The sequence below is a fragment of the Nocardia amamiensis genome (assembly GCF_015477605.1).
Classification (GTDB): Bacteria; Actinomycetota; Actinomycetes; order Mycobacteriales; family Mycobacteriaceae; genus Nocardia; species Nocardia amamiensis_A.
The window spans coordinates 46706-71030 of record NZ_JADLQX010000015.1 but is presented as its reverse complement, the minus strand read 5'-3'; the positions used below and the strand labels follow the sequence as shown (position 1 = coordinate 71030).

Annotated in this window: 24 protein-coding genes; 6 read left to right on the top strand and 18 right to left on the bottom strand. The window is 70.2% G+C overall.

The genetic code is table 11. The features are described from left to right. Positions 1–183: 183 nt before the first annotated feature. From trpA to IU459_RS20515, 5 genes are all read right to left on the bottom strand, one after another. On the bottom strand, positions 184–987 hold the full coding sequence (gene trpA, locus IU459_RS20535) for a tryptophan synthase subunit alpha (protein WP_195131172.1): 804 nt from the start codon (positions 985–987) through the stop codon (positions 184–186). Then, positions 984–2252 (bottom strand): tryptophan synthase subunit beta, encoded by a 1269-nt coding sequence (gene trpB, locus IU459_RS20530; RefSeq protein WP_195131171.1) that lies wholly within the window; start codon positions 2250–2252, stop codon positions 984–986. The genes trpA and trpB overlap by 4 nt, the downstream gene beginning before the upstream one ends. Then, positions 2249–3067: an indole-3-glycerol phosphate synthase TrpC gene (gene trpC, locus IU459_RS20525; protein WP_195131170.1), complete on the bottom strand. Its 819-nt coding sequence runs from the start codon at positions 3065–3067 to the stop codon at positions 2249–2251. The genes trpB and trpC overlap by 4 nt, the downstream gene beginning before the upstream one ends. Positions 3068–3250: 183 nt before the next feature. Continuing rightward, on the bottom strand, positions 3251–4069 hold the full coding sequence (locus IU459_RS20520; RefSeq protein WP_195131169.1) for a TIGR02234 family membrane protein: 819 nt from the start codon (positions 4067–4069) through the stop codon (positions 3251–3253). Further along, on the bottom strand, positions 4066–5625 hold the full coding sequence (locus tag IU459_RS20515) for an anthranilate synthase component I (protein ID WP_195131168.1): 1560 nt from the start codon (positions 5623–5625) through the stop codon (positions 4066–4068). The genes IU459_RS20520 and IU459_RS20515 overlap by 4 nt, the downstream gene beginning before the upstream one ends. A gap of 157 nt (positions 5626–5782) precedes the next feature. Between IU459_RS20515 and IU459_RS20510 the strand changes: the two genes are divergently transcribed. From IU459_RS20510 to IU459_RS20500, 3 genes are all read left to right on the top strand, one after another. Beyond that, positions 5783–6238, top strand: coding sequence for a peroxiredoxin (locus IU459_RS20510; protein ID WP_195131167.1), 456 nt, complete (start codon positions 5783–5785; stop codon positions 6236–6238). Between the two features lie 409 nt (positions 6239–6647). After that, positions 6648–7196 carry a permease gene (locus tag IU459_RS20505; RefSeq protein WP_195131166.1) on the top strand — a complete coding sequence of 183 codons (549 nt, stop codon included), beginning with the start codon at positions 6648–6650 and terminating at the stop codon, positions 7194–7196. A 201-nt stretch (positions 7197–7397) separates the two neighbouring features. Beyond that, positions 7398–7850, top strand: a complete 453-nt coding sequence (locus tag IU459_RS20500; protein ID WP_195131165.1) for a MarR family winged helix-turn-helix transcriptional regulator — start codon at positions 7398–7400, stop codon at positions 7848–7850. A gap of 6 nt (positions 7851–7856) precedes the next feature. Here IU459_RS20500 and hisI read toward each other — a convergent pair whose 3' ends face one another. The 4 genes from hisI to priA form a co-directional block, all read right to left on the bottom strand. Continuing rightward, entirely contained in the window at positions 7857–8204 is a 348-nt protein-coding gene (gene hisI, locus IU459_RS20495; protein WP_195131164.1) for a phosphoribosyl-AMP cyclohydrolase, read from the bottom strand. Between the two features lie 71 nt (positions 8205–8275). After that, positions 8276–9049, bottom strand: coding sequence for an imidazole glycerol phosphate synthase subunit HisF (hisF, locus tag IU459_RS20490; protein WP_195131163.1), 774 nt, complete (start codon positions 9047–9049; stop codon positions 8276–8278). 4 nt (positions 9050–9053) lie between these two features. Beyond that, positions 9054–9869 carry an inositol monophosphatase family protein gene (locus tag IU459_RS20485; RefSeq protein WP_195131162.1) on the bottom strand — a complete coding sequence of 272 codons (816 nt, stop codon included), beginning with the start codon at positions 9867–9869 and terminating at the stop codon, positions 9054–9056. After that, positions 9866–10597: a bifunctional 1-(5-phosphoribosyl)-5-((5-phosphoribosylamino)methylideneamino)imidazole-4-carboxamide isomerase/phosphoribosylanthranilate isomerase PriA gene (priA, locus tag IU459_RS20480; protein WP_195131161.1), complete on the bottom strand. Its 732-nt coding sequence runs from the start codon at positions 10595–10597 to the stop codon at positions 9866–9868. The genes IU459_RS20485 and priA overlap by 4 nt, the downstream gene beginning before the upstream one ends. Positions 10598–10866: 269 nt before the next feature. Here priA and IU459_RS20475 point away from each other — a divergent pair, with 269 nt between their 5' ends. Together IU459_RS20475 and IU459_RS20470 are read left to right on the top strand one after the other, a co-directional pair. Then, positions 10867–11385 carry a nuclear transport factor 2 family protein gene (locus IU459_RS20475; protein WP_195131160.1) on the top strand — a complete coding sequence of 173 codons (519 nt, stop codon included), beginning with the start codon at positions 10867–10869 and terminating at the stop codon, positions 11383–11385. 273 nt (positions 11386–11658) lie between these two features. Beyond that, positions 11659–12120, top strand: a complete 462-nt coding sequence (locus tag IU459_RS20470) for a hypothetical protein (RefSeq protein ID WP_195131159.1) — start codon at positions 11659–11661, stop codon at positions 12118–12120. A gap of 40 nt (positions 12121–12160) precedes the next feature. Here the strand turns inward: IU459_RS20470 and hisH are convergent, their stop codons facing one another. The 9 genes from hisH to IU459_RS20425 all read right to left on the bottom strand — a co-directional run bounded on the left by hisH (position 12161) and on the right by IU459_RS20425 (position 22567). Further along, positions 12161–12793: an imidazole glycerol phosphate synthase subunit HisH gene (gene hisH / locus IU459_RS20465; protein WP_195131158.1), complete on the bottom strand. Its 633-nt coding sequence runs from the start codon at positions 12791–12793 to the stop codon at positions 12161–12163. Continuing rightward, positions 12790–13404, bottom strand: a complete 615-nt coding sequence (gene hisB, locus IU459_RS20460) for an imidazoleglycerol-phosphate dehydratase HisB (protein WP_040777163.1) — start codon at positions 13402–13404, stop codon at positions 12790–12792. The genes hisH and hisB overlap by 4 nt, the downstream gene beginning before the upstream one ends. Before the next feature lie 44 nt (positions 13405–13448). Continuing rightward, entirely contained in the window at positions 13449–14582 is a 1134-nt protein-coding gene (locus IU459_RS20455; protein WP_195131157.1) for a histidinol-phosphate transaminase, read from the bottom strand. Beyond that, positions 14579–15916 carry a histidinol dehydrogenase gene (hisD, locus tag IU459_RS20450; protein ID WP_195131156.1) on the bottom strand — a complete coding sequence of 446 codons (1338 nt, stop codon included), beginning with the start codon at positions 15914–15916 and terminating at the stop codon, positions 14579–14581. The genes IU459_RS20455 and hisD overlap by 4 nt, the downstream gene beginning before the upstream one ends. A 173-nt stretch (positions 15917–16089) precedes the next feature. Then, a complete protein-coding gene (locus tag IU459_RS20445) occupies positions 16090–17694 on the bottom strand; it encodes a serine/threonine-protein kinase (RefSeq protein WP_195131155.1) in 1605 nt (534 codons plus the stop codon). Between the two features lie 100 nt (positions 17695–17794). After that, positions 17795–19546 carry a penicillin-binding transpeptidase domain-containing protein gene (locus IU459_RS20440; RefSeq protein WP_195131154.1) on the bottom strand — a complete coding sequence of 584 codons (1752 nt, stop codon included), beginning with the start codon at positions 19544–19546 and terminating at the stop codon, positions 17795–17797. A gap of 60 nt (positions 19547–19606) precedes the next feature. Further along, positions 19607–20473 (bottom strand): arylamine N-acetyltransferase family protein, encoded by an 867-nt coding sequence (locus IU459_RS20435; protein ID WP_195131153.1) that lies wholly within the window; start codon positions 20471–20473, stop codon positions 19607–19609. 313 nt (positions 20474–20786) lie between these two features. Continuing rightward, positions 20787–21785 (bottom strand): alpha/beta hydrolase family protein, encoded by a 999-nt coding sequence (locus tag IU459_RS20430; protein WP_228838229.1) that lies wholly within the window; start codon positions 21783–21785, stop codon positions 20787–20789. Between the two features lie 74 nt (positions 21786–21859). After that, positions 21860–22567: a ubiquinone/menaquinone biosynthesis methyltransferase gene (locus IU459_RS20425; protein ID WP_195131152.1), complete on the bottom strand. Its 708-nt coding sequence runs from the start codon at positions 22565–22567 to the stop codon at positions 21860–21862. Positions 22568–23054: 487 nt separating this feature from the next. Between IU459_RS20425 and IU459_RS20420 the strand changes: the two genes are divergently transcribed. Continuing rightward, on the top strand, positions 23055–24233 hold the full coding sequence (locus tag IU459_RS20420) for a winged helix DNA-binding domain-containing protein (RefSeq protein WP_195131151.1): 1179 nt from the start codon (positions 23055–23057) through the stop codon (positions 24231–24233). The last annotated feature ends 92 nt before the right edge of the window (positions 24234–24325 follow it).

The window sequence follows — 24325 nt, the reverse complement described above, 5'->3', positions numbered from 1 at the left end:
GTCGCCACCGTAGCGGAGTGCGCTTCAGTCGCAAGCTCCACGGTCGGGCGTCGCCAGATCCGGCGGCACCTTGTTGCTCAGCACCACGGCACCGGCCTGATGCTGCGGACGTCGAGGGACTGCGTCATCGCGAGGCAGCCGCCGTCGGACGACCGCCGCGGCCATGGAGCTACGGCCCGTGAGTCAACTCGCGAACGCGATGGGCGAACGGACTCCGGCCGCGAGTTCGGCGGTGAGTCGCCGCACCGCGTCGAGCCCGTCGGCGGCCGCGGTGACCAGCGCCGAACCGACGATCACACCGTCGGCGTAGCCCGCGATTTCGGCGGCCTGCTCGCCCGAGCGCACGCCGAGCCCGACGCCGATCGGGATGTCGGAGTGGGCCCGGATGCGCGCGCACAGCGCGGGCGCGGCCGAGGAGACCACGTCGCGGGCTCCGGTGACGCCCATGGTGGAGGCCGCGTACACGAAGCCGCGGCTGGCCTCGAGCGTCTTCACCAGGCGCTCCTCGGTGGAGGACGGCGCGACCAGGAAGACGCGGTCCAGGTTGTGCGTGGACGAGGCGACGAACCAGTCGTCGGCCTCCTCCGGGATCAGGTTGGGGGTGATGACGCCGGACCCGCCAGCGGCGGCCAGATCGCGCGCGAAGCGATCGACGCCGTACTTCAGCACCGGATTCCAGTAGCTCATCACCACGGCCTTGCCGCCTGCGCCGGTGATCGCCTCGACGACGGAGAACACGTCACGCACCCGCACGCCGCCGCGCAGCGCCTGCTCGGCGGCGGCCTGGATGGTCGGGCCGTCCATCACGGGATCGGAGTAGGCGACGCCGACTTCGATGATGTCGCAGCCGGATTCGACCATCGCGCGCACGACGTCGATCGAACCGGCGAGGTCGGGGAATCCCGCGGGCAGATAGCCGATCAGCGCGGCGCGGCCCTCGGCGCGGCAGGCGGCGAAGGTGTTCGCAAGACGAGACTGCTGACTCACGACTGCGCTTCCTCCGTCTCGGCGTCGAACAGCCCGAACCACCGCGCTGCCGTGTCCATGTCCTTGTCACCGCGGCCGGAGAGGTTCACCAGGATGATCGCGCCGGGACCGAGCTCCTTGCCCAGTTGCAGCGCGCCGGCCACCGCGTGCGCCGACTCGATCGCCGGGATGATGCCCTCGCTGCGGCTGAGCAGCAACAGCGCGTCCATCGCCTCGGTATCGGTGATCGGCCGGTACTCGGCGCGGCCGATGTCTTTGAGGTAGGCGTGCTCGGGGCCGACGCCGGGGTAGTCCAGTCCCGCCGAGATCGAGTGCGATTCGATGGTCTGGCCGTCCTCGTCCTGCAACAGGTACGAGTACGCGCCCTGGAAGGCGCCCGGCGTCCCGCCGGTGAAAGTGGCCGCGTGCCGCCCGGTGTCGACGCCGTCACCGGCCGCCTCGTAGCCGATCAGCCGGACGTCGGCGTCATCGAGGAACGCGTGGAAGATGCCGATGGCGTTGGAGCCGCCGCCGACGCAGGCGACGACCGCGTCGGGCAGCCGGCCGGTCGAGGCCTGCACCTGGGCGCGGGCCTCCATGCCGACGATGCGCTGGAAATCGCGCACCAGCATCGGGAACGGGTGCGGGCCCGCGGCGGTGCCGAAGCAGTAGTAGGTGTCGTCGGCGTTGGTCACCCAGTCGCGCAACGCCTCGTTGATGGCGTCCTTGAGGGTCTGCGAACCGGAGGTGACCGAGATCACCTCGGCGCCGAGCAGCCGCATGCGCGCGACGTTCAGCGCTTGACGCGCGGTGTCGACCGCACCCATGTAGATGATGCAGTCCAGGCCGAGCAGCGCGCAGGCGGTGGCCGTGGCCACGCCGTGCTGGCCCGCTCCGGTCTCGGCGATCACCCTGGTCTTGCCCATTCGCTTGGCCAGCAGGGCTTGGCCGAGCACATTGTTGATCTTGTGCGAGCCGGTGTGGTTCAGGTCTTCGCGCTTGAGCAGAATGCGCGCACCGCCCGCGTGCTCGGCCAGCCGGGTGCACTCGAACACCGGCGACGGGCGGCCGGTGTAGTCGCGTTGCAGCCGGTCGAGCTCGCCCAGGAACGACTCGTCGAGCCGGGACTTCTCGTATTCGGCGGTGACCTCCTCGATCACCGCCATCAGCGCCTCGGGGACGTGCCTGCCGCCATAGACGCCGAAGTGCCCGCCCGCGTCCGGCTCGTGGCCGCTGCGCTGGGCGACGCCGTCGCTGGCCTGAGGTAATGCCGCCACGCGCGTCACCGGCCCCGCCGCGCCGGCTTCGGGCAGGACGGGTGCGTGCCCGCGGTCACCAGCTCCGACACCGCGGCGCGGGGGTCGCGGCTGGTCACCAGGCCCTCGCCGACGAGGACGGCGTCCGCGCCCGCGCCCGCGTAGGCCAGCAGGTCGGCGGTGCCGCGGATGCCGGACTCGGCGATCCGGATGACCTCGGTGGGCAGTCCGGGCGCGATCCGGGCGAACACGTCGCGATCGACCTCGAGCGTCTTGAGGTTGCGGGCGTTCACGCCGATCACGGAGGCGCCCGCCTCCAGCGCGCGGTCGGCCTCCTCCTCGGTGTGCACCTCGACCAGCGCGGTCATCCCCAAAGATTCGGTGCGGTCGATCAGCGAGGACAGCACGTCCTGCTGCAGCGCCGCGACGATGAGCAGGATGACGTCCGCGCCGTGCGCACGAGCCTCGTGGATCTGGTACGGGCCGACCACGAAGTCCTTGCGCAGGATCGGGATGTTCACCGTGGCGCGGACCGCGTCCAAGTCGTCCAGCGACCCGTTGAAGCGGCGGCCCTCGGTGAGCACGCTGATGACCCGCGCGCCGCCGTCCTCGTAGGCCTTGGCGAGGCTGGCCGGGTCGGCGATGTCCGCGAGTTCGCCCTTGGACGGGCTGGCCCGCTTGACCTCGGCGATCACGCCGATGCCGTCCTCGAGCAGCGCGGCGCGGGCGTCCAGCGGCGCGGGCGCGGCGGCTGCGGCGGCCTTCACCGCCTGGAAGTCGAGAAGGGCTTCCCGAGCGGCCACATCCGCGCGGACCCCGTCGAGAATCGAGTCGAGTACCGTCATCTGGCTCGAATCCTTTCTGGGGAGACGGACTTGCTACCTGAGAATCCCCCCAGGCGCTGTCTCACCGATGCTGACAAAGAATAAATGGACCTACCGGGCGCGTTTGCGCCGGGGCTCGAGTTGGACCACGCGGAAGGGCTTCGCGCAAGGTGGTACCCGCCACACCCGGCGCACGGGGGCAGCTCAGCGCGCACGTCGGCCCGCCTCGCCGGAGTCCGGTTCGTCCGGAGGTTCCTCGGTCGGGTCGGTACCGGCGTCCAGTGCGTCCCACAGCACACGCTCGGACACCTGCGGCTCGGATCCCTGCTCCGAAGACTGTGTGCGCCGCTGCGTGACCTCCGCTGTCGCGGCGGCGCGCCGGAATACCGGATTGTCGTATCTGCCGGACAGCCGCGCGGCTTCCGCGGGCATCCGGGCCAGCAGCACGCCCGCGCCGAACGCGGCGATCGCGCCGAGCAAGGCGAGCACGGCCGGGAAGGCCGACGTGGTCGCCTCCTGCACCTGCGCGCGGGCCGGGAGTTCGGCGAGCTTCGCGGCCCGCTCGGCGATCGCGCCGGAGTCGGTCAGCAGCGCGAACGCCGGCACCGCCGCCACCGCGGCGACCAGCGCGATGAGCACCCCGACCACCCGGCGCAACCAGCCCCTGGTGGCCAGCACGGCCGCGATCGAGGCGAGCAGCACCAGCGCGAGCGGTGTCAAGGCGCCGAACCACACCCCGCCATCGAGGTGATCGGTGCGCGGCTGGGTGAGCCCGTCGGAGGAGGTGACGGTCACCCACGTCATCCGGGACGAAGCCCAGAGCGCGGCGGCGGCGATGCCCAGCAACACGACGGGGCCGACCGGATACCTGCGGCGAGAATCGGCGTCGCCGTGCGACGACTGCGCGGGCGCGGCGGAATCATCCGGTGCTGGAGCGGATTGCGGCTCTGCCGTGGCGCTCGCGTCGACGGCCGGTTCCCGGGCCCGGCCCGGTTCCTGGTCGGAGTCGTCGGCCGCTGTCATCGCGGTTCGCCGTTCCCCGCATCGAGTTCCGCGCCGTAGGCCCGCACGGTTCCGGCGGCCGCGACGGCCTTCAGCACCGCCATCGCCTTGTTGCGCGATTCCACGTCCTCGTACTCCGGGTCCGAGTCCGCGACCACGCCCGCGCCCGCCTGGACGTAGGCCGTGCCGTCCTTGAGCAGTGCGGTGCGGATGGCGATCGCGGTGTCGGCGTCACCCGCGAAGTCCAGGTACCCCACCACACCGCCGTAAATGCCGCGGCGGGTCGGCTCCAGTTCTTCGATCAGCTCCATCGCTCGCACCTTCGGCGCGCCGGACAGGGTGCCCGCCGGGAAGCAGGCCCGCACCGCGTCCAGCGCGATGCGCCCGGGCGCCAGCCGCCCCGACACCGTCGACACCAGGTGCATCACGTGGCTGTAGCGCTCGATGTGCCGGTACTCGGTGACCCGCACGGTGCCCGGCTCGCACACCCGGCCCAGGTCGTTCCGGCCGAGATCGACGAGCATCAGGTGCTCGGCGTTCTCCTTCTCGTCGGCGAGCAGGCCCTTCTCCAGCAGCAGGTCCTCCTCCTCGGTGACACCGCGCCAGCGGGTGCCCGCGATCGGATGAGTGGTCGCCACACCGTCTTTCACGGTCACCAGCGATTCCGGGCTGGAGCCGACGATGGAGAACGCGGTGCCGCCGTCGCCGTCCGGGATGTGCAGCAGGTACATGTAGGGGCTCGGGTTCGAGGCACGCAGCATCCGGTACAGGTCCAGCGGCGAACCGTCGTAGTCCATTTCGAAACGTTGCGACAGGACGACCTGGAACGCCTCGCCCGCCTCGATCTCCTTGACCAGTCGGCGGACTCCCGCGCCGAACTCCTCGGTGGTGCGCTTGCGCCGGTACTGCGGCTCGGGCTGGTCGAACACCGACACGGTGGAATCGGCGGGCGCGCCCAGCGCGGCGGTCATCCGGTCCAGCCTGGCCACCGCGTCGTCGTAGGCTTCGTCCGCCCGCTCGGCGGTGCCGTTCCAGTTGACCGCGTTGGCGATCAAGGTGATCGCGCCCTCGTGGTGGTCGAACGCGGCCAGGTCGGTGGCCAGCAGCAGCACCATCTCCGGCAGGCCCAAGTCGTCCAGCGCCAGGTTCGGCAGCCGTTCGATCCTGCGCACCGCGTCGTAGCCGAGGTACCCGACCATGCCGCCGGTCAGCGGAGGCAGTCCGGGCAGGCGCTCGGTGCGCAGCAGTTCCAGGGTTTCGCGCAGTGCCACCAGCGGGTCGCCGCCGGAGGGCGCGTCGGCCGGGATGTGACCGAGCCAGGCCGCCTCGCCGTCGACGACGGTGAGCGCCGAGGGGCTGCCCGCGCCGATGAACGACCAGCGCGACCACGAGCGTCCGTTCTCCGCGGACTCGAACAGGAAGGTGCCGGCCCGGTCACCCGCCAGCTTGCGGTAGGCCGACAGCGGAGTCTCGGAGTCCGCCAGCACTTTTCGGGTCACCGGGACCACCCGGTGCTCCGCGGCCAGCAGATGGAACTGTTCGCGGGTCGTGGTGGTGGGAGTGGACGTGCCTGGCATGGACACATCATCCCAGGCCGGGCCGACAAGCTGGTGAGCGGTGCCGCCGACACGGCCACAGAGGCGACAAACCGGACCAACCAGATCGGTTTCCGGTGCGAGAGGTGTGGCGGCTCTCACTCGACTCGCAGACCAAGCGACCGGTAAGTTCTCGATCATGCAGCCAGGACAGCTCGCCCCGCACTTCGAGCTTCCCGATCAGTCCGGAACGCCCCGCTCGCTCGACGCGTTGCTGGCGGACGGCCCACTGGTCCTCTTCTTCTATCCGGCGGCCAATACCCCGGTATGTACGGCCGAAGCCTGCCATTTCCGCGACCTGGCCGCCGAATTCACCGCCCTCGGCGCCACCTGCGCCGGCATCAGCGCCGACGGAGTGGACACCCAGGCCGGGTTCGCCGAGAAGCAGCGCCTCGGCTATCCACTGCTGTCCGACGCCGGCGGCGCGGTGGCCGCACAGTTCGGCGTGAAGCGCGGACTGCTGGGCAAACTGGCGCCGGTGAAGCGGCAGACCTTCGTCATCGACACCGACCGCACCATCCGCAAGGTCATCAGCGGCGAGCTGCGCGCGAACGTGCACGCCGACCAGGCACTGGCGTACCTGCGCGCCAGGTAGATCACGCGCGGCGCCGGGTGCAGGCGGCCGGGTTCGCGCTGGTCGGCGGCATAACGAGCGCAGCCGGACCAAGTCCGACCGAAGCCCGCGCGCCGGCCGAGCGAAGGCTGCGGCAGCCGCAGAAAAGGCGCAGCCGGACGAAGCCCCTCGGTAGCCCGCGCCGGGCAGGGCGCAGGCTGACGCAGCCGAAGGAAAGGCGCAGCCGGAACGAAGCCGCTCAGTAGCCCGCGCGCCGGGCAGACCCCCGGCTGAGGCGGCCGCAGGAATGGCGCAGCCCGAAGTCCGTCGATAGCCGCGCGCCGGGCCGAGCGAAGGCGAGGCAGCCGCAGAAAAGGCGCAGCCGGACGAAGTCCGTCGACAGCCGCGCGCCGGGCCGAGCGAAGGCGAGGCAGCCGCATAGGCTTTCTGCATGACTTCGACCGAGGTCCATCCCGGCGGACGCAAATCCACGGCCGCCGTCTGGCGCACACGGATCATCGTGGGCGCCGCGATCCTCGCTCTCTTGGTCTTGACCTACTTCATCCTGGCCGCGTTCATTCCGCGCTGGTGGGCCCAACGGGTGGGGTCGATGGTGGGCGGCAGCTTCGCCAAGGGCATCGGCTGGGGCTTGTTCTACGGCGGGTTGTGCACCGTCGTACCGCTTTTCCTGCTGCTGTTCGCCGTCTTGGTCTGGCGCAGGAAGGCAGGCCGGTTCCTGGTGGGGGCGGCCGCGGTCGTCGCGATCCTCTTCGCGATCCCCAACCTGATGACCCTCACCATCGTGCTGGGGAACAGCAGCGCCGCCCATGCGGGCGAGCGGATCCTGGACGTGGACGCGCCCGCGTTCCGTGGCGCCGCGCTCGCCGGCGCGATCGTCGCCACGGTGATGTTCCTGCTCGCGGTGGGCCTGTTGCTATTGCGAAAGTGGCGGCGCACGCACCCGCGCGCCGCGCCGGCGGCAGGCCCGGACCAGATGTGAGTGAACTCACGTCATGCGCGATCTTTATGACGGTCGAGCGAAGTCGTGGCAAACTCATGGGCGCAGGTGACTGTGCACATGCTCTTCCACGACCCCTAGGACCACGAACCCGACCACGTCACTTGGCTTGAAAGAAGGCACACAGTGACGAAGTGGCTCGACCCTGTCGAACAACGAGCTTGGCGCGCCATCGTGGCGCTGATGACACGTCTACCAGCGGCATTGGACACCCAGCTGCAGCGTGAGTCCGGCGTGACGCATTTCGAGTACTGGGTGCTGACCCTGCTGTCGGAAGAGCCGGGGCACCGACTGCAGATGAGTGAGCTTGCCCACAAAGCAAACGCATCGCTATCGCGCCTGTCGCATGTGGTGTCCAAGCTGGAGCGCATGGGTTGGGCCGAGCGTTCCGCGACCGCGGGGCGGCGCGGCGTGCACGCCGTGCTCACCGACGAGGGATACCTGAAGGTGGTCGAGGCCGCGCCAGGGTATGTGGACGCCGTGCGCCACCTGGTCTTCGACGGTTTGGACGACGGGCAGAAGGCCCAGCTCGCCGAACTGGGCGAGCTGCTGGCCGCGCGGCTCGCCGACCGGTTGGATCAGTCCGGCGGGCTGACCTCGGCCGGCAAGGACGACGACCGCACGTCGGGTGCGTAACCGCGCTCAGGATTGCGCGCCGAGCAGCAGATCCGAGTCGAAACAGGTGTGCGTGCCGGTGTGGCAGGCCGCGCCTTCCTGATCGACCACGAGCAGGATCGTGTCGCCGTCGCAGTCCAGCCGCACTTCGTGCACGTACTGGGTGTGGCCCGAGGTCTCCCCTTTGACCCAGTACTGCTGTCGCGAGCGCGAATAGTACGTCGCTTTCCGGGTTTCCAGCGTCCGTGCCAGCGCTTCGTCGTCCATCCACGCGACCATCAGCACGTCACCGGTGGCGCGTTCCTGCGCGACGGCCGACACCAGTCCGGCGTCGTTGCGCTTGAGACGGGCGGCGATGGCGGGATCCAGACTCATAGCACCGTTATAACAGTGCCGGCGATCGGGCGGCCGCCCGCCATGCCCGGCGTTCGGATTCCCGCCGAGCGCTATCGGACGACGATTTTCTCCGCCCGCATCGCATCCTTGACCTGACCGATGGACAGCTCGCCGAAGTGGAACACGCTGGCCGCGAGTACTGCGTCGGCGCCGGCGTGCACGGCCGGGGCGAAGTGCTCGACCGCGCCTGCCCCGCCGCTGGCGATCACCGGCACGGTGACCGCGGCCCGCACGGCGCGGATCATCGGCAGGTCGAAACCGGCCTTGGTACCGTCGGCGTCCATCGAGTTCAGCAGGATCTCACCGACACCGAGTTCGGCGCCCCGCACGGCCCATTCGACGGCGTCGATGCCGGTTCCGCGTTTGCCGCCGTGCGTGGTCACCTCCCAGCCGGACGTGGTGTCCGGCCGGCCGTCCGGGACGGTGCGCGCGTCCACCGAGAGCACGATGCATTGCGAACCGAACCGTTCGGACATCTCGCGCAGCACCTCGGGCCGCGCGATCGCGGCGGTGTTCACCGAGACCTTGTCGGCGCCCGCACGCAGCAGCCGGTCCACATCCGCCACGGTGCGCACCCCGCCGCCGACGGTGAGCGGGATGAAGATCTGCTCGGCGGTGCGGGTCACCACATCGATCATGGTGCCGCGGTCGCCGGTCGAGGCGGTCACGTCGAGGAAGGTCAGCTCGTCGGCGCCCTGCGCGTCGTACAGGGCGGCCAGCTCGACGGGATCGCCCGCGTCGCGCAGGTTCTCGAACTTGACGCCCTTGACCACCCGTCCCGCGTCGACGTCCAGGCACGGAATCACTCGTACGGCCAACGTCATTGCCTCACCCTTTCTCCGCGGCCGTCGGGTCGGCGACCGTGCAGATCATGTCGAGCAGTTCTTCGTGTACGCCCGGCGCGGCCGCCAGCACGGAGCCGGAGGTGATGGTCCACGGCCGGCCCGCCAGGTCGGTTACCACGCCGCCGGCCGCGCGCACCAGCGCGACGCCCGCGGCATTGTCCCAGGGATGGTGCCCGAAGACGATCGCGCCGCCGAGCACGCCGGAGGCGGTGAACGCCAGATCGATGCCGGTGGAGCCGTGCATGCGCACCCGCGAGGACAGCCTGCTCAGCGGGCCGAGCAGATCGAAGCGGAACTGTCCGGGGATGCGGCCGTGCGAGTCGACGTTGAACGCGCCGAATCCGATCATCGACTCGGCCAGCGCGCCCCGGGGCAGCGGGGGCAGCGGGCGGCCGTCCAGCAGCACCGGGCCACCGGCCACGGCCGCGTATCGACGGCCGAGCAGCGGCAGCCAGGTCAGCCCGAGCACCGGCTCGCCGTCGCGCACCAGCGCCAGGAGCATGCCCGAGAGGGGATGTCCGGAGGAGTAGTTGAAGGTGCCGTCGATGGGGTCGAGCACCCACGCGGTGCCCGAGGTGAGCTGCGGGCCGCCGAACTCCTCGCCGTGCACTTCGATGCCGGTGCGCCGGTGCAGCTCGGCGGAGATGGTGCGCTCCAGCTCCAGGTCCAGCGCGGTGGCGAAGTCGTTGCGTCCCTTGACGACCGCGCTCGGCGCACCGATGCCCTCGACGAACCGCGAGCACACCGAGTCGAGGACCTCGCTCGCCTCCGCGAGCAGTGCCGACAGCGCCCGGGTCATCTCACCGCGGCCAGCGCCTCGGGCAGGGTGAACCTGCCCGCGTAGAGCGCCTTGCCGACGATCGCGCCCTCGACCCCTTCGGGCACCAGCCCGGCGATCGCGACCAGGTCGTCGATAGTGGAGACGCCGCCGGAGGCGATGACCGGCGCGTCGGTGGCCGCGCACACCTCGCGCAGCAGATCCAGGTTGGGGCCGGTGAGCGTGCCGTCCTTGGTCACGTCGGTCACCACGTAGCGACCGCAGCCGTCGCGCTCCAGGCGTTCGAGCACCTCCCACAGATCGCCGCCGTCGCTGACCCAGCCGCGGCCGCGCAGCCGGTGCTCACCGTCGACGATGCGCACGTCCAGGCCGACGGCGATGCGCTCGCCGTGGCGGGCGATGGCCTTGGCGCACCAGGTGGGGTCCTCCAGGGCCGCGGTGCCGAGGTTCACCCGGGCGCAGCCGGTGGCCAACGCCGCCTCCAGGCTCTCGTCGTCGCGGATGCCGCCGGAGAGTTCCACCTTGACGTCGAGCTCGCCGACGACGCCCGCCAGCAGCTCCCGGTTCGAACCGCGCCCGAAGGCAGCGTCCAGGTCGACCAGATGCACCCATTCCGCGCCGGCCTCCTGCCAGGCCAGCGCGGCCTCGCGCGGCGAACCGTAGCTGGTTTCGCTGCCTGCCTCTCCTTGCACGAGGCGAACGGCCTCTCCGTTGGCGACATCGACGGCGGGTAGCAGCACAAGACTCACGAGAGCAGCCTAGTGGTTACCCGGCCGTGTCCGAGTCACGGGCCTGGGCGAATGGGACCTCGATCACCGGCCGCGGTCGGCACTGCGGGGCTCCAGGATGCGGGTCAGCAGGGTGGCCAGGGTGCGGCGTTCCGCAGCGGAGAATCCGGCGAGCAACTCGTCCTGGGGGCCGGCCACTCGGACAAAATTTGTTGACGACACCCACAATCTGATAACGTTGGACACGCCAACGTTGGAACTTCCAACGTTCTACTGGAAAGGCCCCTCCGATGCGCAAGATTCGCCTCGCCCTCCCCTTGCTCGCCCTCCCGCTGGCCGCGCTCACCGCCGCCTGCACTTCCAGCACCACGACCGACGCCGAGGAAGTCCGCGGCATGCTGGACCGCCAGCAGATCACCGCGCTGGTCGACCGGCTCGGCCGCGCGTTGGACGAGGGTCGCTTCGACGACCTGCGGGCGATCTACACGCCCGACGCGATCGCGAAGACGCCCGGCGGCACGGCCGAGGGCCGCGATGCGCTGATCGCCCAGGCGAGCCGCAATCACACCGCCGACAAGCACATTCAGCACGTCATCAGCAACGTGCTGGTCGACGTGCGGGGCAACGCCGCCGACGTCCGGGCCAACCTCATCGCCACCTTCGCGCCCGCCTCGGCGAATGGGACGATTCCGCAACCGCAATACACGCTCGGCGAGATCTACCACTTCGACGCGGTGCGCACCGCGGAGGGCTGGCGACTCTCGCGCGTGGAGACCACTCCGATCTGGTCCACCGGCACCCGCCCGTAACCAGCGCGTGGCCGACAGCGCGGCTGCGAACAAGACGATCCCGCAGCCGCAATTCACCCTTGGCGGGATCTACCGATTCGACACGGCCGAGGCGTGGCGGCTGTCGCAGAGGCAGATTGCCCCGGTCTGGTGCACTGGCACCCGCCCGTGATCACCAGCCGCAGTACACACGCTGGGGCGGCGAGACTGCCCCCGGAACGGGCAGGGCGGCGGTATCGTCTGCGCTCGGCGATCAACCCCGGTCGCCGCTTTCCCCTCGCACCGAGGAAGTGCATGTCACGATCCACACTCGCTGCCGCACTGATGTTTTCGGCAGCCACCTGCTCCGCGGCGACGATCGCCGCACCCGTCGCCGCCGCGGCCCCGCCTGAGGAGGCACGCCTGGCCGGGTGCGAATTCGGCACCGCGGCAGCGACATCCGACTACGCGCGGTTCGGCGACCACGTCCGCACCGTGCTGCAGCTGAGCACCGGAGAATTCCGGGCCGAGTTCGAGAACTTCCGCGCCAATCTCCAAGCGAGCGCGGAAGCCACGCACTTGCGCGCCCAGGCCGACTCGGCGGACTGCCGGGTCGTCTCGGGCGATGACAACCGGGCCGTGGTGGACGTGGACGTCACCCGCACGGTGACCAGCGACGAAACCGACGGCCTCCCGCAGACCGGCCGTATGGCGATGACCGTGACCGTCGACAACGTCGACGGGCGCTGGCTGGTCAGCAAGGTCGTGTCGCGCTGAGCCGATCGACGATCCCGCGCCGGGGTGCGCGGGATCGTCGCTACAGCGAGTTCACCCAGTTGCGCAGCAGATGGGCGCCGGCGTCGCCGGACTTCTCCGGGTGGAACTGGGTCGCCGAGAGCGCGCCGTTCTCCACCGCCGCCAAGAAAGGCACCCCATGGTCGGCCCAGGTGAGCTTGGGCGCGGCGAAGTGCTCGCTAGGGGGCAGATCCCACGCCTGGGCGGCGTAGGAGTGCACGAAGTAGAAGCGAGTGTCCGCGTCGAGGCCCGCGAACAGGACGCTGTCGGCGGGGGCTGAGACGGTGTTCCAGCCCATGTGCGGCAGCACCGGCGCGGAGAGGCGTTCGACGGTGCCGGGCCATTCGGCGCATCCGTCGGTTTCCACGCCGAACTCGACACCTCGCTCGAAGAGGATCTGCATGCCGACGCAGATCCCCAGAACCGGGCGTCCACCGGCCAGCCGCTGACCGATCAGCCGCTCGCCCCGCACCTCCCGCAGACCCGCCATGCACGCGGCGAAGGCGCCCACGCCCGGCACGACCAGACCGTCGGCGGCCAGCACCACCTGCGGGTCGGCCGTCACATCGACCTGGGCGCCCGCCCTGCTCAGTGCCCGCTCGGCGGAGTGCAGGTTGCCGGAACCGTAGTCGAGCAGGGCGACGGATTTCCTCACAGCGTTCCCTTCGTGGACGGGACCCCGCTCACCCGCGGGTCGAGTTCCACCGCGGCGCGCAAAGCCCGCGCGACCGCCTTGAATTCGGCTTCGGTGACGTGGTGCTGGTCGCGGCCGTAGAGCACCCGCACGTGCAGGGCGATGCGCGCGTTCAGGGCGATCGACTCGAAGACGTGGCGGTTGAGCACGGTCGAATACGGCGCACCGGGGCCGGAGCCCGGAATAACCGCGTGCAGCAGGTGCTCCGGTTCGCCGGTGTGCACGCAGTAGGGGCGGCCGGACACGTCGACCGCGGCGTGCGCCAGCGTCTCGTCCATCGGGATGTAGGCGTCGCCGAATCGGCGGATCCCCGCCTTGTCGCCCAGCGCCTTGCCGAGCGCCTGGCCGAACACGATGGCGGTGTCCTCCACGGTGTGGTGCGCCTCGATCTCGATGTCGCCTTCGGCGCGGACGGTCAGGTCGAAGCTCGCATGCGCGCCGAGGGCGGTCAGCATGTGGTCGTAGAACGGGACGCCGGTGGCGATCTCGGTTTTGCCGGTGCCGTCCAGATCGAGTTCGACGACGATGCTGGATTCCTTGGTGATCCGCTCCACCCGGGCGGTCCTACTCATGCTCACGTCCAATCGGGTTGTCGCCGGGGCTTCCCGGCGCTGGGTCATCGCGGTGCGAGGTCGGTGCCCGCCAGTGCCGCACTGACCTTCAGCAGTTCGTCGTTCTCGGCGGCGAGGCCGATGGTGGTGCGCAGATAGCCGGGGATGCCGACGTCGCGGATCAGCACACCGTGGTCCAGATAGCGCTGCCAAGTACGCGGGGCGTCAGGGAAGCGGCCGAACAGCAGGAAATTGGCGTCACTGGGAATCACCTCGAAACCCATCTCCCGCAACGCCGCCGCGACCCGGTCGCGCTGCGCGGCCAGCTCGGCGACGCTGCCCAGGGTCTCGTCGGCGTGCCGCAGGGCCGCGCGCGCGGCGGCCTGGGTGACCACCGACAGGTGATAGGGCAGCCGCACCAGCAGCATCGCGTCGATCACCGCGGGCGCGGCCACCAGGTAACCCAGGCGGCCGCCTGCGAACGCGAACGCCTTGCTCATCGTCCTGGTGACCACCAGCTTGGCCGGGAACCGGTCGATCAGCCCGATGGCGCTCGGCTGCGCGGAGAACTCGCCGTAGGCCTCGTCGACCACCACGATCCCGGGCGCGGCCGCCAGGATGCGCGCCAGGTCCTGCTGCGGAATGCTGTGCCCGGTGGGGTTGTTCGGGCTGGTCACGAAGACCACGTCGGGCGTGCGCTCGGCGATGGCGGCCAGCGCGTGCTCGACGTCGAGGGAGAAGTCGGCGTTGCGCTTCGCCTCGATCCACTCGGTATCGATGCCCTCGGAGATGATCGGGTGCATCGAGTACGACGGCACGAAACCCAGGGCGCTGCGGCCGGGGCCGCCGAACGCCTGCAACAGCTGCTGGAGGATCTCGTTGGAACCGTTGGCCGCCCAGACGTTGCCGGTGTGCACCGCGACGCCCGTCTGCGTGGTCAGATACCGCGCCAGGTCGGTGCGCAGCGCGACCGCGTCGCGGTCCGGGTAACGGTGCAGGTCCGCGGCGGCCGCGCGGATCGATTCGGCGACGTCGTCGATCAGCGCCCGGCTCGGCGGATGCGGGTTCTCGTTCGTGTTCAGCTGCACGGGGACCGTCAATTGCGGTGCGCCGTAAGGCTTTTTGCCGCGTAGGTTCGCGCGCAGCGGTAGGTCGTCCAGGGTCACGTTCGCGCCGGGCACGCGCACCGCGCCCGTCACGACAGCGCCTCGAACCGCGCCTGCACCGCTTGGCCGTGCGCGGGCAGGTCCTCGGCGTTCGCCAGCGCCACCACGTGACCGGCGACATCCTTCAGCGCCGCCTCGGTGTACTCCACGACGTGGATGCCGCGCAGGAACGTCTGCACGCTCAAGCCCGAGGAGTGCCGTGCGCAGCCCGCCGTGGGCAGCACGTGGTTGGAACCCGCGCAGTAGTCGCCGAGGCTGACCGGCGCGTACGGGCCGACGAACACCGCGCCCGCGCTGCGCACCCTGGCCGCGACGGCGGGCGCCTCGACGGTCTGGATCTCCAAGTGCTCGGCGGCGTAGGCGTTCACCACGCGCAGCCCCTGCTCGATGTCGTCGACCAGGACCGTGCCGGACTGCTTGCCGCGCAACGCCTCGCTCACCCGGTGGGCGTGCTTGACCACGGTCAGCTGTGTGGTGAGCGCCGCGTCCACCGCGTCGGCCAGCTGCGCGCTGTCGGTGACCAGCACGCTGGCGGCCAGCACGTCGTGCTCGGCCTGACTGATCAAGTCGGCGGCCACGTGCACCGGATCGGCGGTCGCGTCGGCGAGGATCGCGATCTCGGTGGGACCCGCCTCGGCATCGATGCCGACCAGGCCGCGGCACAGCCGCTTGGCCGCGGTGACGTAGATGTTGCCGGGACCGGTGATCAGGTCGACCGGCTCCAGCTGCGCGCCGTCGGTATCGACACCGCCATAGGACAGCAGCGCGATGCCCTGCGCGCCGCCGACCGCCCACACCTCGTCGACCTCGAGCAGCCGAGCGGCGGCCAGGATGGTCGGGTGCGGCAGCCCACCGAACTGCGCCTGCGGCGGCGAGGCCACCACCAGCGAACCGACACCCGCGGTCTGCGCGGGCACCACGTTCATCACGACGCTGGACGGGTAGACGGCATTACCGCCCGGCACATACAGGCCGACCCGCTCGACCGGCACCCACCGCTCGGTGACGGTGCCGCCGGGAACCACCTCGGTGGTCTTGTCGGTGCGCCGCTGATCCGCGTGCACCTTGCGCGCCCTGGCGATGGACTCCTCCAGCGCCGCGCGCACCGCCGGGTCCAGCCGGTCCAGCGCGGCGTCCAGCTCGGCCGCGGGTACCCGCACCGTCGCCGGGATCACGCCGTCGAACCGCTCACTGAACTCCAAGGCCGCCGACACACCCTGATCGCGGATCGCCTCGACCACCGGACGCACCTGATGCAGCACCGAGTCCACGTCGACTCCCCCGCGGGGCAGCGCGGCGCGCAGCTCGGCAACGGAAGGAGTACGACCGCGCAGATCGACGCGGGCGAGCTCGATGCGGGTTGTCATGTGGTGTCGGTTCCTTGTCTCCAGCTGATTCCGCAACAGGAAAGTTGCAGCTCCAGCCTAATCGACGCGCCCGGTCACCCGATCCGGCCACGGGCGGCCGCCGGGCCGGGCGCGGACGCCAGGCACTCGGCAGGCCACCGCGCCTGTTACTTCACCTGCTCGGCGACCGATGCCTACCGGGTATCGCTATCGATGAGCAGACGCCCACCGGAGCTGATCACGCGCAGCGTCAGGCTCTTGGTCTGGCCCTCGATAGTGAGGGTGGCCAGTCGCATGTCGACCGACCCGTCGTCGTTGTTCGTCCGCCTGGCCGCCTCGATGGTGGCGAAGGAGTCGATGGTCCGCGACCCCCAGTACTGACGGAAGCCCGGTTCGTTGCCGTAAACCTTCTGCGCGGCGGGCGTGAGCAGGCTCCACGAAGCCTCCGGATCGCTGTAGAACTGCTCGATCAGGCCACCAGCGGCGCCGATGGCGACCCGCTCGCCAGAGCTCGGGGTCCGGCCGAGTTCGGCGGCGACGGTCGAGGTCGTTCCGGGCTTCGTCGTCGCGGTCACCGACGGCGGGTTCGCCTGCGGAGTCGGCGAGTCGCCACCGGACTGGCTGAACGCGCTGATCAGCAACGCCGAGACGGCGGCGACCGCGCCGACCAGCGCGCCGATCAGCACCGCGCGCCGCTTGCCGCCCGACCGCCGCTCGGGCAGCGGGCGCGGCTGCGCCATGGTGGGGGGATGTGCCGCGGTGTCGTGCTGGACGGCCGGGCGTGACGGTGCGGGACGCGGACGCCGTTCGGCCGGCGTGTAGGGCGCCGAGGACATCGCCGATGGCCGCAGCGCACGGGTGGCCGCTTCCGAATCGCCCGTTCTCGGCCGGGCGAAAGCCTCACTGGCCGGAACGAATCCGGCGGCCACCGGCGCCGGACCGGCGTCGGCGAACGCCGCGAGCTGCTGGCGCGCCACCCGCATGCTCGGGCGTTCGGCCGGTTCCGGGCTGAGCAGGTCGAGCAGGAAATCCGTTGCGGGACCGGCGTTGCGCGGCTCGCTCACCTGACCGTTGGCTGCGGCGTAGAGCACCGCGAGCGGATTGGAGCCCCCGCCGTAGGGCGGTTCGCCCTCCAGCGCGTGAAACAGCGTGGCGCCCAGCGCGAACACGTCGGATGCGGGCGTCGGATCGGCGCCGCGGGCCATCTCCGGCGCAAGGTAGGCGGCGGTCCCGCAGATCAATCCGGTTTCGGTGAGCGTGACGTCGCCGGTTGCGCGGGAAATGCCGAAGTCGGTGATCTTCACCGTGCCGTGGTCGTCGAGCAGGATGTTGCCCGGCTTCACGTCGCGGTGCACGATGCCGGCCTGATGCGCGGCGATCAGCGCCGAGGCGACCTGCTCGCCGATCCGCGCGACCTGGGTCAGCGGCAGCGTGCCCTGCGCGGAGATCACCGCGGCGAGGCTCTTGGACTTCAGGTACTCCATCACCAGGCAGGGGTCGCCCTCGTGCTCGGTGATGTCGAACACGACGATCGCGTTCGGATGCTGGAAGCGGGCGGCGTTGCGGGCCTCCCGGATGGCGCGCTGACGCACCACGTCCCGTTCGGCCTCGGGCAGGCTCGGCTGGATGTGGATCTGCTTGACGGCAACGGAGCGCTGGAGGCGTTCGTCGACGGCACGCCAGACCACGCCCGTGCCGCCGCTACCAATCCGCTCGACCAGGCGGTAATGCTCCGCGATCAACTGACCGGTATCGATGGCGCCTACTCCGAACCTTCTCGAAATCGTGACATCCCGCATATTGATAACTTCACGCGGTCCGGGGATGAGTGTAGCGGGCGCCGGAATGCTCGCACGCGTCAGCCGGGCCATGTTCCGGCCCCAAATCGCCCGAACCGGACTATCGCGCCGCGCGCAACATCCGGCCCGCGGCCTCCACCGCGGGAGCCGAACTCCCCGCGTCACTGACGAAGGCCGCGAATGCCAGGTCACCATCGATGCCGACGAACCAACCGTGCGCGTGGGCGTCGTCGATGTACTCCGCGGTGCCGGTCTTGCCGAGCAGTCCGGGAATGTCGCGCAGCTGCGTCGCCGTGCCGCCGGTGACCGTCTCCCGCATCATGGATTTCAGCTGGTCGTCGACGGTGGGCGGCAGCGCGGCCGGAGTCCGGTCCGGGGTACCGGATCGCCCGGCGACGAGGGTGGGCGCCGGCACCGCACCGCGCGCGATCGAGGCGGCGACCAGTGCCATGCCGAACGGCGATGCGGTCACCTGCCCTTGACCGATCGCCGACTCCACCCGCAACGCGGAAGTGTCGGCCGGTGGCACTTTCCCGGTGACAGTTGTCAGGCCCGGTGTGACGTAATCGATGCCCAGGCCGAGTTGTGCCGCCGCTTTCGTCAGGGCGTCGGCGGGCAGTTTCACCCCGAGCGCGCCCATCGTCGTGTTGCAGGAACGCGCGAAAGCGGTGTGCAGCGGCACCGTGCCCAAATCGAAATTGTTGTCGTTGGGGATGCGGCGGCCCTCGATGTTCGAGGTGCCCGGGCAGGCCACTTGGGTATCGGGTGTGACCGTGCCCGCCTGCAGCGCGGCGGAGACGGTAACCGTCTTGAACGTCGAACCGGGCGGGTACAGGCCGGTCAGGGCGATCGTGCCCTGTGCGTCGGCGGCGGCGTTCTGCGCGATCGCGACCACGTCGCCGGTCGAAGGTCGCAGGGCGACGACAGCGGCGGGTTGCGCGATCGGCGCGAGCGCCGCTTCCGCCGCGCGCTGCAGGCCGGGGTCGAGAGTGGTCACGATGTCGGCGGTAGGCGTCGGGTCTTTCCCGGCCACGCGCTGGGTGCCCTCCGGCGTCTGGGCGCGCACCGCCCACCCCGCGTTCGCGTCGGCGGATTCCTGCCACAACTCGGCGAGCCCGGACAGGGTCGGTGCGGCCAGCGATTTGTCGGTGGTCAGCAACCGGGTCTGCGGTGCGAGAGTGACACCCGGCAGCGCGGCGAGCCGATCCCGGATCGGGGCGATATCGGTCTCGCGCAGGGTGATCGCGGTGACCGGCTTTCCTTGCGCCTGGACCAGTTCCGCTTGCAGCGACTGCGTGGTGAGGCCGGACGCGAGCGGACCGAGCAGGCCCGCGACGGCCGCGAGGTCGGCGCCAGAGGCGATATTCACCAGCGTGACGACCTGCTCGGTCATCAACTCGCCACCGGCGGAATCGAGCACACGGGCCGGTTTCGGATAGACCCGGCTGTAGCTCAGCGGCCCCGAAGCCAGCCCGGGGGCGAGGGTGGCGGGATCCCACTTCACCTTCCACCCCGCGCCGCCGTCGCTCGCGGTCCCATTGGTCGTGTAGGTCCACTCGGTCTGGCCGCCCTCGCCCAGCTTCCAGGTCGCGGCCAGCGCGAAGCCGTTGTCATCGGCCGAGCTCAGCTCGAAGCGCACCTCCTTGCCGAGCCCGTCGTAGAGCCTGGCGAGCGTGTCGGACGCCGCGGCCGGGTTGTCGGTGAGCGCGGCGGCCGCGGCGATGTCGTCGCGATTGAGCGCTTCGGCGAACTGCGCGGCCACGGTGTCGGGCTGGTCCGGTCCGGACGAGCAGGCGGCGAGCACGAGCACTGGTGCGGCGAACAGGACGAGAGGGTTCCGGTTGGTACGCACCCCTCCGACACTATCCGGCCGGAGGGGGCCGGAGGCGGAGGCGGCTACGACGTCGCGGTGTCAGTCGCGAACCCACGAGGCCTCGGCCAACGCGGCGGCGTCCGCGTCGTCGAGGTCGATGTCGAACACCTCGGCGAGGATCTTGGGCAGCTCGGCCGGTTCCAACTCCCGTGTGTCGCTCGTTCCGTCGGGATGCTCGGTGACGAATGTGGTGCCGTCCAGCACGTGGTGCACGTCCGGGTGAAAACGCTGCGCGTACGGCCGCGTCGTGAATGGGGAACGCGGGGAAGTCGACACGAAATGATTGCCGACGACGTAGTCGATGCGGTACTGCGGATTCAGGCTGAAACTGTGCCGGTCGACCCAGCCGTCCCGGCCGAATTGGTGCAGCACCCACAAGTCGGAATCCAGCTCGCCGAGCGTGCGTTCCAGCCGGAACTTCCATTCGCCTGCGGTGAATTCGCCGGTCTCGGTGGACAACTCGAAGGGCGCGAGCGGACCGGCGCCGAAACCGACGTCGCAGAGCCAGATCCGGTCGTCGTCGGAGGTCGTCACACGCAGCAGGGCGTGGGTGGCAGGCCGCAGCCCCGCGCCCGCGCCCATGCTGACCCGGCCGCTGAGGCCGGTGACGCCGAACCCGAGCCGTTCCAGCGCCGCGGCGAACAGCCCGACGTTCTCGTAGCAGTAGCCGCCGCGGCGGCGCTGGACGAGCTTGTCCTGCAACGTCGCGATGTCCAGCCCGATCGAGCGGCCGAGGATGATCTCCAGGTTCTCGAACGGGATCGCGGTGGTGTGCGCCCGCACCAGCTCGTGCAGCGCCGCGACGGTGGGGGCGCGCTCGCCGTCGAAGCCGATCCGGGCCAGATAGGCGTCCAAGTCGAGATCGGCGCCGTTCCAGTGGTAGGCCGGGTCGGTCGGCTTCGTCATCATGTCCTCACTTCGTTGTCGGTCTCTGCGTGATCAACCACTGCGCGCCGCGATCATGTTCCCTGTGGGCCGCGCACGCGGCGCTCTCGGCGCCCGGCGGCGCGGTGACGACGCCGCGAGGTCGACGACGCGGCCTCGATCCGGGCCGTCGACCGCCTCCGCGCCGCGATCATGTTCCCGCGCTCGTCCTACACCGCGCACTTGGCGCCCGGCGGGGCGGGAGATGTGACGCCGCCGTAGGCGACGTGCACGACATAGCCGCGATCCGGGCCGTCGACCGGCTCCGCGCCGCGATCATGTTCCCGCGCTCGTCCTACGCCGCGCACTTGGCGCCAGGCGGCGCGGACGGAGCGGTGACGACCCCGTGCGCGACGTCGACGACATAGTCGCGATCCGGGCCGTCGACCGGCTCCGCGCCGAGCAGCAGACGCTCCACGACGCAGCCGCCCTCGAAGAAGGCCGGGCCGACGCTGTGATCGCCGGGAACCACCCGCCCGGTCAGGTCCCGGCCGGTGACGACGGTGTACATGGAGGTGGGTTTGCCGGCGGCGAGGAGCCCCGCGCGCATCTCCACGCTGGTGGCGTAGGGCACTACGTCGTCGGCGGTGCCGTGGACGAGAAACGCTCGGCGCACGTCCATCCGGTTCGCCAGCAGCGCCGGCGAACGCTCGGCGTAGGCCAGCGGGCAGGCGGCCGGTGGACAACCACCCGCGTCGCGCTCGATCTGCCCCGGCAGAGCCGGATCCACCGCCGACGCACCCAGCCACATGGTGAAGTCGTCGGCGGGACCGTAGTTGTCGACCCAGTAGTCGAACATCCCGCGCGGACCGTGCGCCGCCGCGAGACCGCTCGTGATACCGCCCTGGCTCCAGCCCCACAGCACGGTCTGCGTGATGGAGCGATGGGCGTCTCGATACCAGGCGGTCGCGGCGACGATGTCGCGCCACCCCGCCCACAGGTTCCATTCCCCGGTGCGCCACACGCTCTCGGCCGAGCGCAGGTCCATCGAAAGGATCGGGGTCGCGGTGCGCCGCGCGATCGAGGCGAGGTAGTCGGCGAAGTCGGCCGACGACCCGTCGTGCCCGTGCACGGCGACCACGAGGGCCTGCGCGGTTACGTCACCTTCAGCGCAGTGGTATGGCTCGTAGACCCGGCCGGTCGCGTTCTCCCCGTCGACGCTCAGTGCCACGGGCCGGACCACCACCCCTGCCGTGCAGTTGAGTGCCGCCGAAACAGGCTGCGCCGCAAAGCTCATCGTTACGAGCAGGCTCGCGAGAACACAGCATGCGAACACCGGATACCAGCGCCTCATGATCGAATCATGGCATGCGTCGTGGCTCCCATCGACCCGGCTCTTGCGCGGTATGCCGGGAACGGCGAATCTCATCAGCTCGACTTGGTGGCCCACAGGATGACGTTGGTTCCGAAGAATTTCTTGCTCCACCCGATGTCCTGAAAACCGAGCCCGCTCAGCACATCGGCAACCTGTTGCGGTGAATCGAAGGCGAGCGTGCTGGATTCGAGATAGGTGTAGGACGACCGGTCACGAGCCACTACCTGGCCCAGCAGTGGAACGATGGTGCGCATTCCCCACTCCAAAACCGGCTTCACCGGGCCACTCGGAGGGCAGGTTTCGAGTATGACGATCCGGCCGCCGGGCTTGAGAACTCGGTGCTGTTCGCGAAGCACTCCGGCCAGGTCTTCGACGTTGCGGAGGAGATAGCCTTCCGTGATCCCGTCGAAGGACTCGTCCTCGAACGGCAGACTGCCTGCGTGCGCATGGCGCCATCGAACCGCGTCCGCGCCGGGCTTGGTCTTCGCATGCGTCAGCATCTCTTCCGAGAAGTCGACACCTGTCACGGTGACCGCGGGATACCTCCGTGCCGCCGCCAAGGCGATCACGCCTGTCCCCGTGGCGATGTCCAAGAGCTGTCCACCCGCGGGCGGCGCGACACGCTCGGCCACTTCGCGGCACCATCGGGCATGGCGGCCGAGCGTCATGACGAAGTTCATCCGATCGTAGTATCCGGCGATCTTCTCGAAGATCCCGTGTACTTCGGCGCCTTTGCCGTGAGCTAGTCGGTCACTTGTCATCTCTGGGACCTCTCTGGTCGGTACATCCCACTCGTATGGCCGGAGCATGCACGGGATCACGGGTCCACAGCGGACCGTCACTGCGACCCGGCATGGCAACTGCAGCTCTCCCACGACGGTACGGTGAGCGTCACGTCGATCAGAGCCGGGTTACGACTGGCGCGGGAGGACAGCGGGCCGTAATACCGGAAGCAGTCGCCGACGAAGCGGAAACCTGCCCGCCGCAAGGCTTTTCCGATGGGAGTTGCGCACTGTGGCGCTGGTCACCGGTTGAACGATCGACGTGGCCCGAGCACCGCGATCGCCCGACCGGTCACCGCCGAACCGGTGCCGCTGGGCTGCACGGCCGATGATCTGCGCGCACTGCTCGAGGACATCGGCAGTCGACCTAGCTCGGCCGGGCACACATCCTGCGGCAGATCGCCGAGGGCCAGGGATGATCGACCGGAGCGGCCTGCGGCGGCTCGGCGACCGCTACGATTCGCCTATGCGTTCGATTGATGCCGCCGAGCGGCGCGCTCGATTGGCGGTGCGGCACCGGCTCGTGACGCCGGAACGGTCCGGTGGAGTCGCCGAGATCGCCGGGTCTCTGGTGGCGCTGCACGCGACCGATCCGGCCACCGTCTTCCTTTCGGTCGCCGCGCGGGGCGACGGACTCACCCCGGCGGACGTCGAACAGGCGCTCTACCAGGACCGCTCCCTGCTGCGCATGCTGGCGATGCGCCGCACCATGTTCGTCGCGCCGGTGGACCTGGTCCCGATCCTGCAGGCGTCGTGCGCGGATGCGCTGGCGCACAAGCAGCGTCGCACGTACGGCAAGTACCTCGCGCAGGCGGGCGTCGGCGACGGCGACGTGCAGGGCTGGCTCGCCGAGGTGGAAGCCGAGACGCACAAGGCGCTGCTGGAGCGGGGATCGGCGACCGGTGCACAGCTGAGCAAGGACGTCCCGCGGCTGCGCACCCAGGTGAACACCGCTCCGGACAAGTCGTATTCGAAGCCGACGAACATCACGACTTGGGTGCTGGTGACGCTGGGTTGCGAGGGCCGCATCGTGCGCGGTAGGCCGAACGGCAGCTGGGCCAGCAGCCAGTACACCTGGGCGCCGATCGAGTCGTGGCTGCCGGAGGGTGTGGCGGCGGTGCCGGCCGCCGAGGCCCGTGTCGAGCTGATCCGGCGCTGGTTGCGTGCCTTCGGACCCGCGCCGGTGTCCGATATCAAGTGGTGGACCGGCTGGACGCTGGGCGAGGTCCGCGCGGCGCTCGGCGCGCTCGACCTGGTCGAAGTCGATCTGGAGGGCGTCACCGGCGTGCTGCTCACCGACGATCTGGAGCCCGTCGTGGCGCCGGAGCCCTGGGCGGCGCTGCTGCCCGCCCTCGACCCCACCCCGATGGGTTGGCAGGCGCGGGACTGGTTTCTCGGCCCGCACGGACCGAGCCTGTTCGACCGGAACGGCAATATCGGCCCGACGATCTGGTGGGACGGGCGCATCGTCGGCGGCTGGGCGCAGCGCAAGGACGGCGAGATCGTCTACCGTCTGCTCGAAGACGTGGGAGCGGACGCGGAATCGCTGATCGCCGCGGAATCGCAGCGGATCACGGACTGGTTCGGCGCTGTGCGCGCCATTCCGCGGTTCCGGACACCGCTGGAGCGCGAACTCACCGCCTGATCGCCACGACAGAAGTCGACGCCCCGCGCGACCGCTTCCGACGCACCGCGCGGCATCGCACAGATCCGCGAGCCTGGGAACACCACCACCAA

What these genes read in the sequence shown, in the direction of transcription:
- trpC (WP_195131170.1), bottom strand. Translation starts at nt 3,067, where the DNA reads ATGACGGTACTCGACTCGATTCTCGACGGGGTCCGCGCGGATGTGGCC.
- IU459_RS20520 (WP_195131169.1), bottom strand. Translation starts at nt 4,069, where the DNA reads ATGACAGCGGCCGACGACTCCGACCAGGAACCGGGCCGGGCCCGGGAA.
- IU459_RS20515 (WP_195131168.1), bottom strand. Translation starts at nt 5,625, where the DNA reads ATGCCAGGCACGTCCACTCCCACCACCACGACCCGCGAACAGTTCCAT.
- IU459_RS20510 (WP_195131167.1), top strand. Translation starts at nt 5,783, where the DNA reads ATGCAGCCAGGACAGCTCGCCCCGCACTTCGAGCTTCCCGATCAGTCC.
- IU459_RS20505 (WP_195131166.1), top strand. Translation starts at nt 6,648, where the DNA reads ATGACTTCGACCGAGGTCCATCCCGGCGGACGCAAATCCACGGCCGCC.
- IU459_RS20500 (WP_195131165.1), top strand. Translation starts at nt 7,398, where the DNA reads ATGACACGTCTACCAGCGGCATTGGACACCCAGCTGCAGCGTGAGTCC.
- hisI (WP_195131164.1), bottom strand. Translation starts at nt 8,204, where the DNA reads ATGAGTCTGGATCCCGCCATCGCCGCCCGTCTCAAGCGCAACGACGCC.
- hisF (WP_195131163.1), bottom strand. Translation starts at nt 9,049, where the DNA reads ATGACGTTGGCCGTACGAGTGATTCCGTGCCTGGACGTCGACGCGGGA.
- IU459_RS20485 (WP_195131162.1), bottom strand. Translation starts at nt 9,869, where the DNA reads ATGACCCGGGCGCTGTCGGCACTGCTCGCGGAGGCGAGCGAGGTCCTC.
- IU459_RS20475 (WP_195131160.1), top strand. Translation starts at nt 10,867, where the DNA reads ATGCGCAAGATTCGCCTCGCCCTCCCCTTGCTCGCCCTCCCGCTGGCC.
- IU459_RS20470 (WP_195131159.1), top strand. Translation starts at nt 11,659, where the DNA reads ATGTCACGATCCACACTCGCTGCCGCACTGATGTTTTCGGCAGCCACC.
- hisB (WP_040777163.1), bottom strand. Translation starts at nt 13,404, where the DNA reads ATGAGTAGGACCGCCCGGGTGGAGCGGATCACCAAGGAATCCAGCATC.
- hisD (WP_195131156.1), bottom strand. Translation starts at nt 15,916, where the DNA reads ATGACAACCCGCATCGAGCTCGCCCGCGTCGATCTGCGCGGTCGTACT.
- IU459_RS20445 (WP_195131155.1), bottom strand. Translation starts at nt 17,694, where the DNA reads ATGCGGGATGTCACGATTTCGAGAAGGTTCGGAGTAGGCGCCATCGAT.
- IU459_RS20435 (WP_195131153.1), bottom strand. Translation starts at nt 20,473, where the DNA reads ATGACGAAGCCGACCGACCCGGCCTACCACTGGAACGGCGCCGATCTC.
- IU459_RS20430 (WP_228838229.1), bottom strand. Translation starts at nt 21,785, where the DNA reads ATGAGGCGCTGGTATCCGGTGTTCGCATGCTGTGTTCTCGCGAGCCTG.
- IU459_RS20425 (WP_195131152.1), bottom strand. Translation starts at nt 22,567, where the DNA reads ATGACAAGTGACCGACTAGCTCACGGCAAAGGCGCCGAAGTACACGGG.
- IU459_RS20420 (WP_195131151.1), top strand. Translation starts at nt 23,055, where the DNA reads ATGCGTTCGATTGATGCCGCCGAGCGGCGCGCTCGATTGGCGGTGCGG.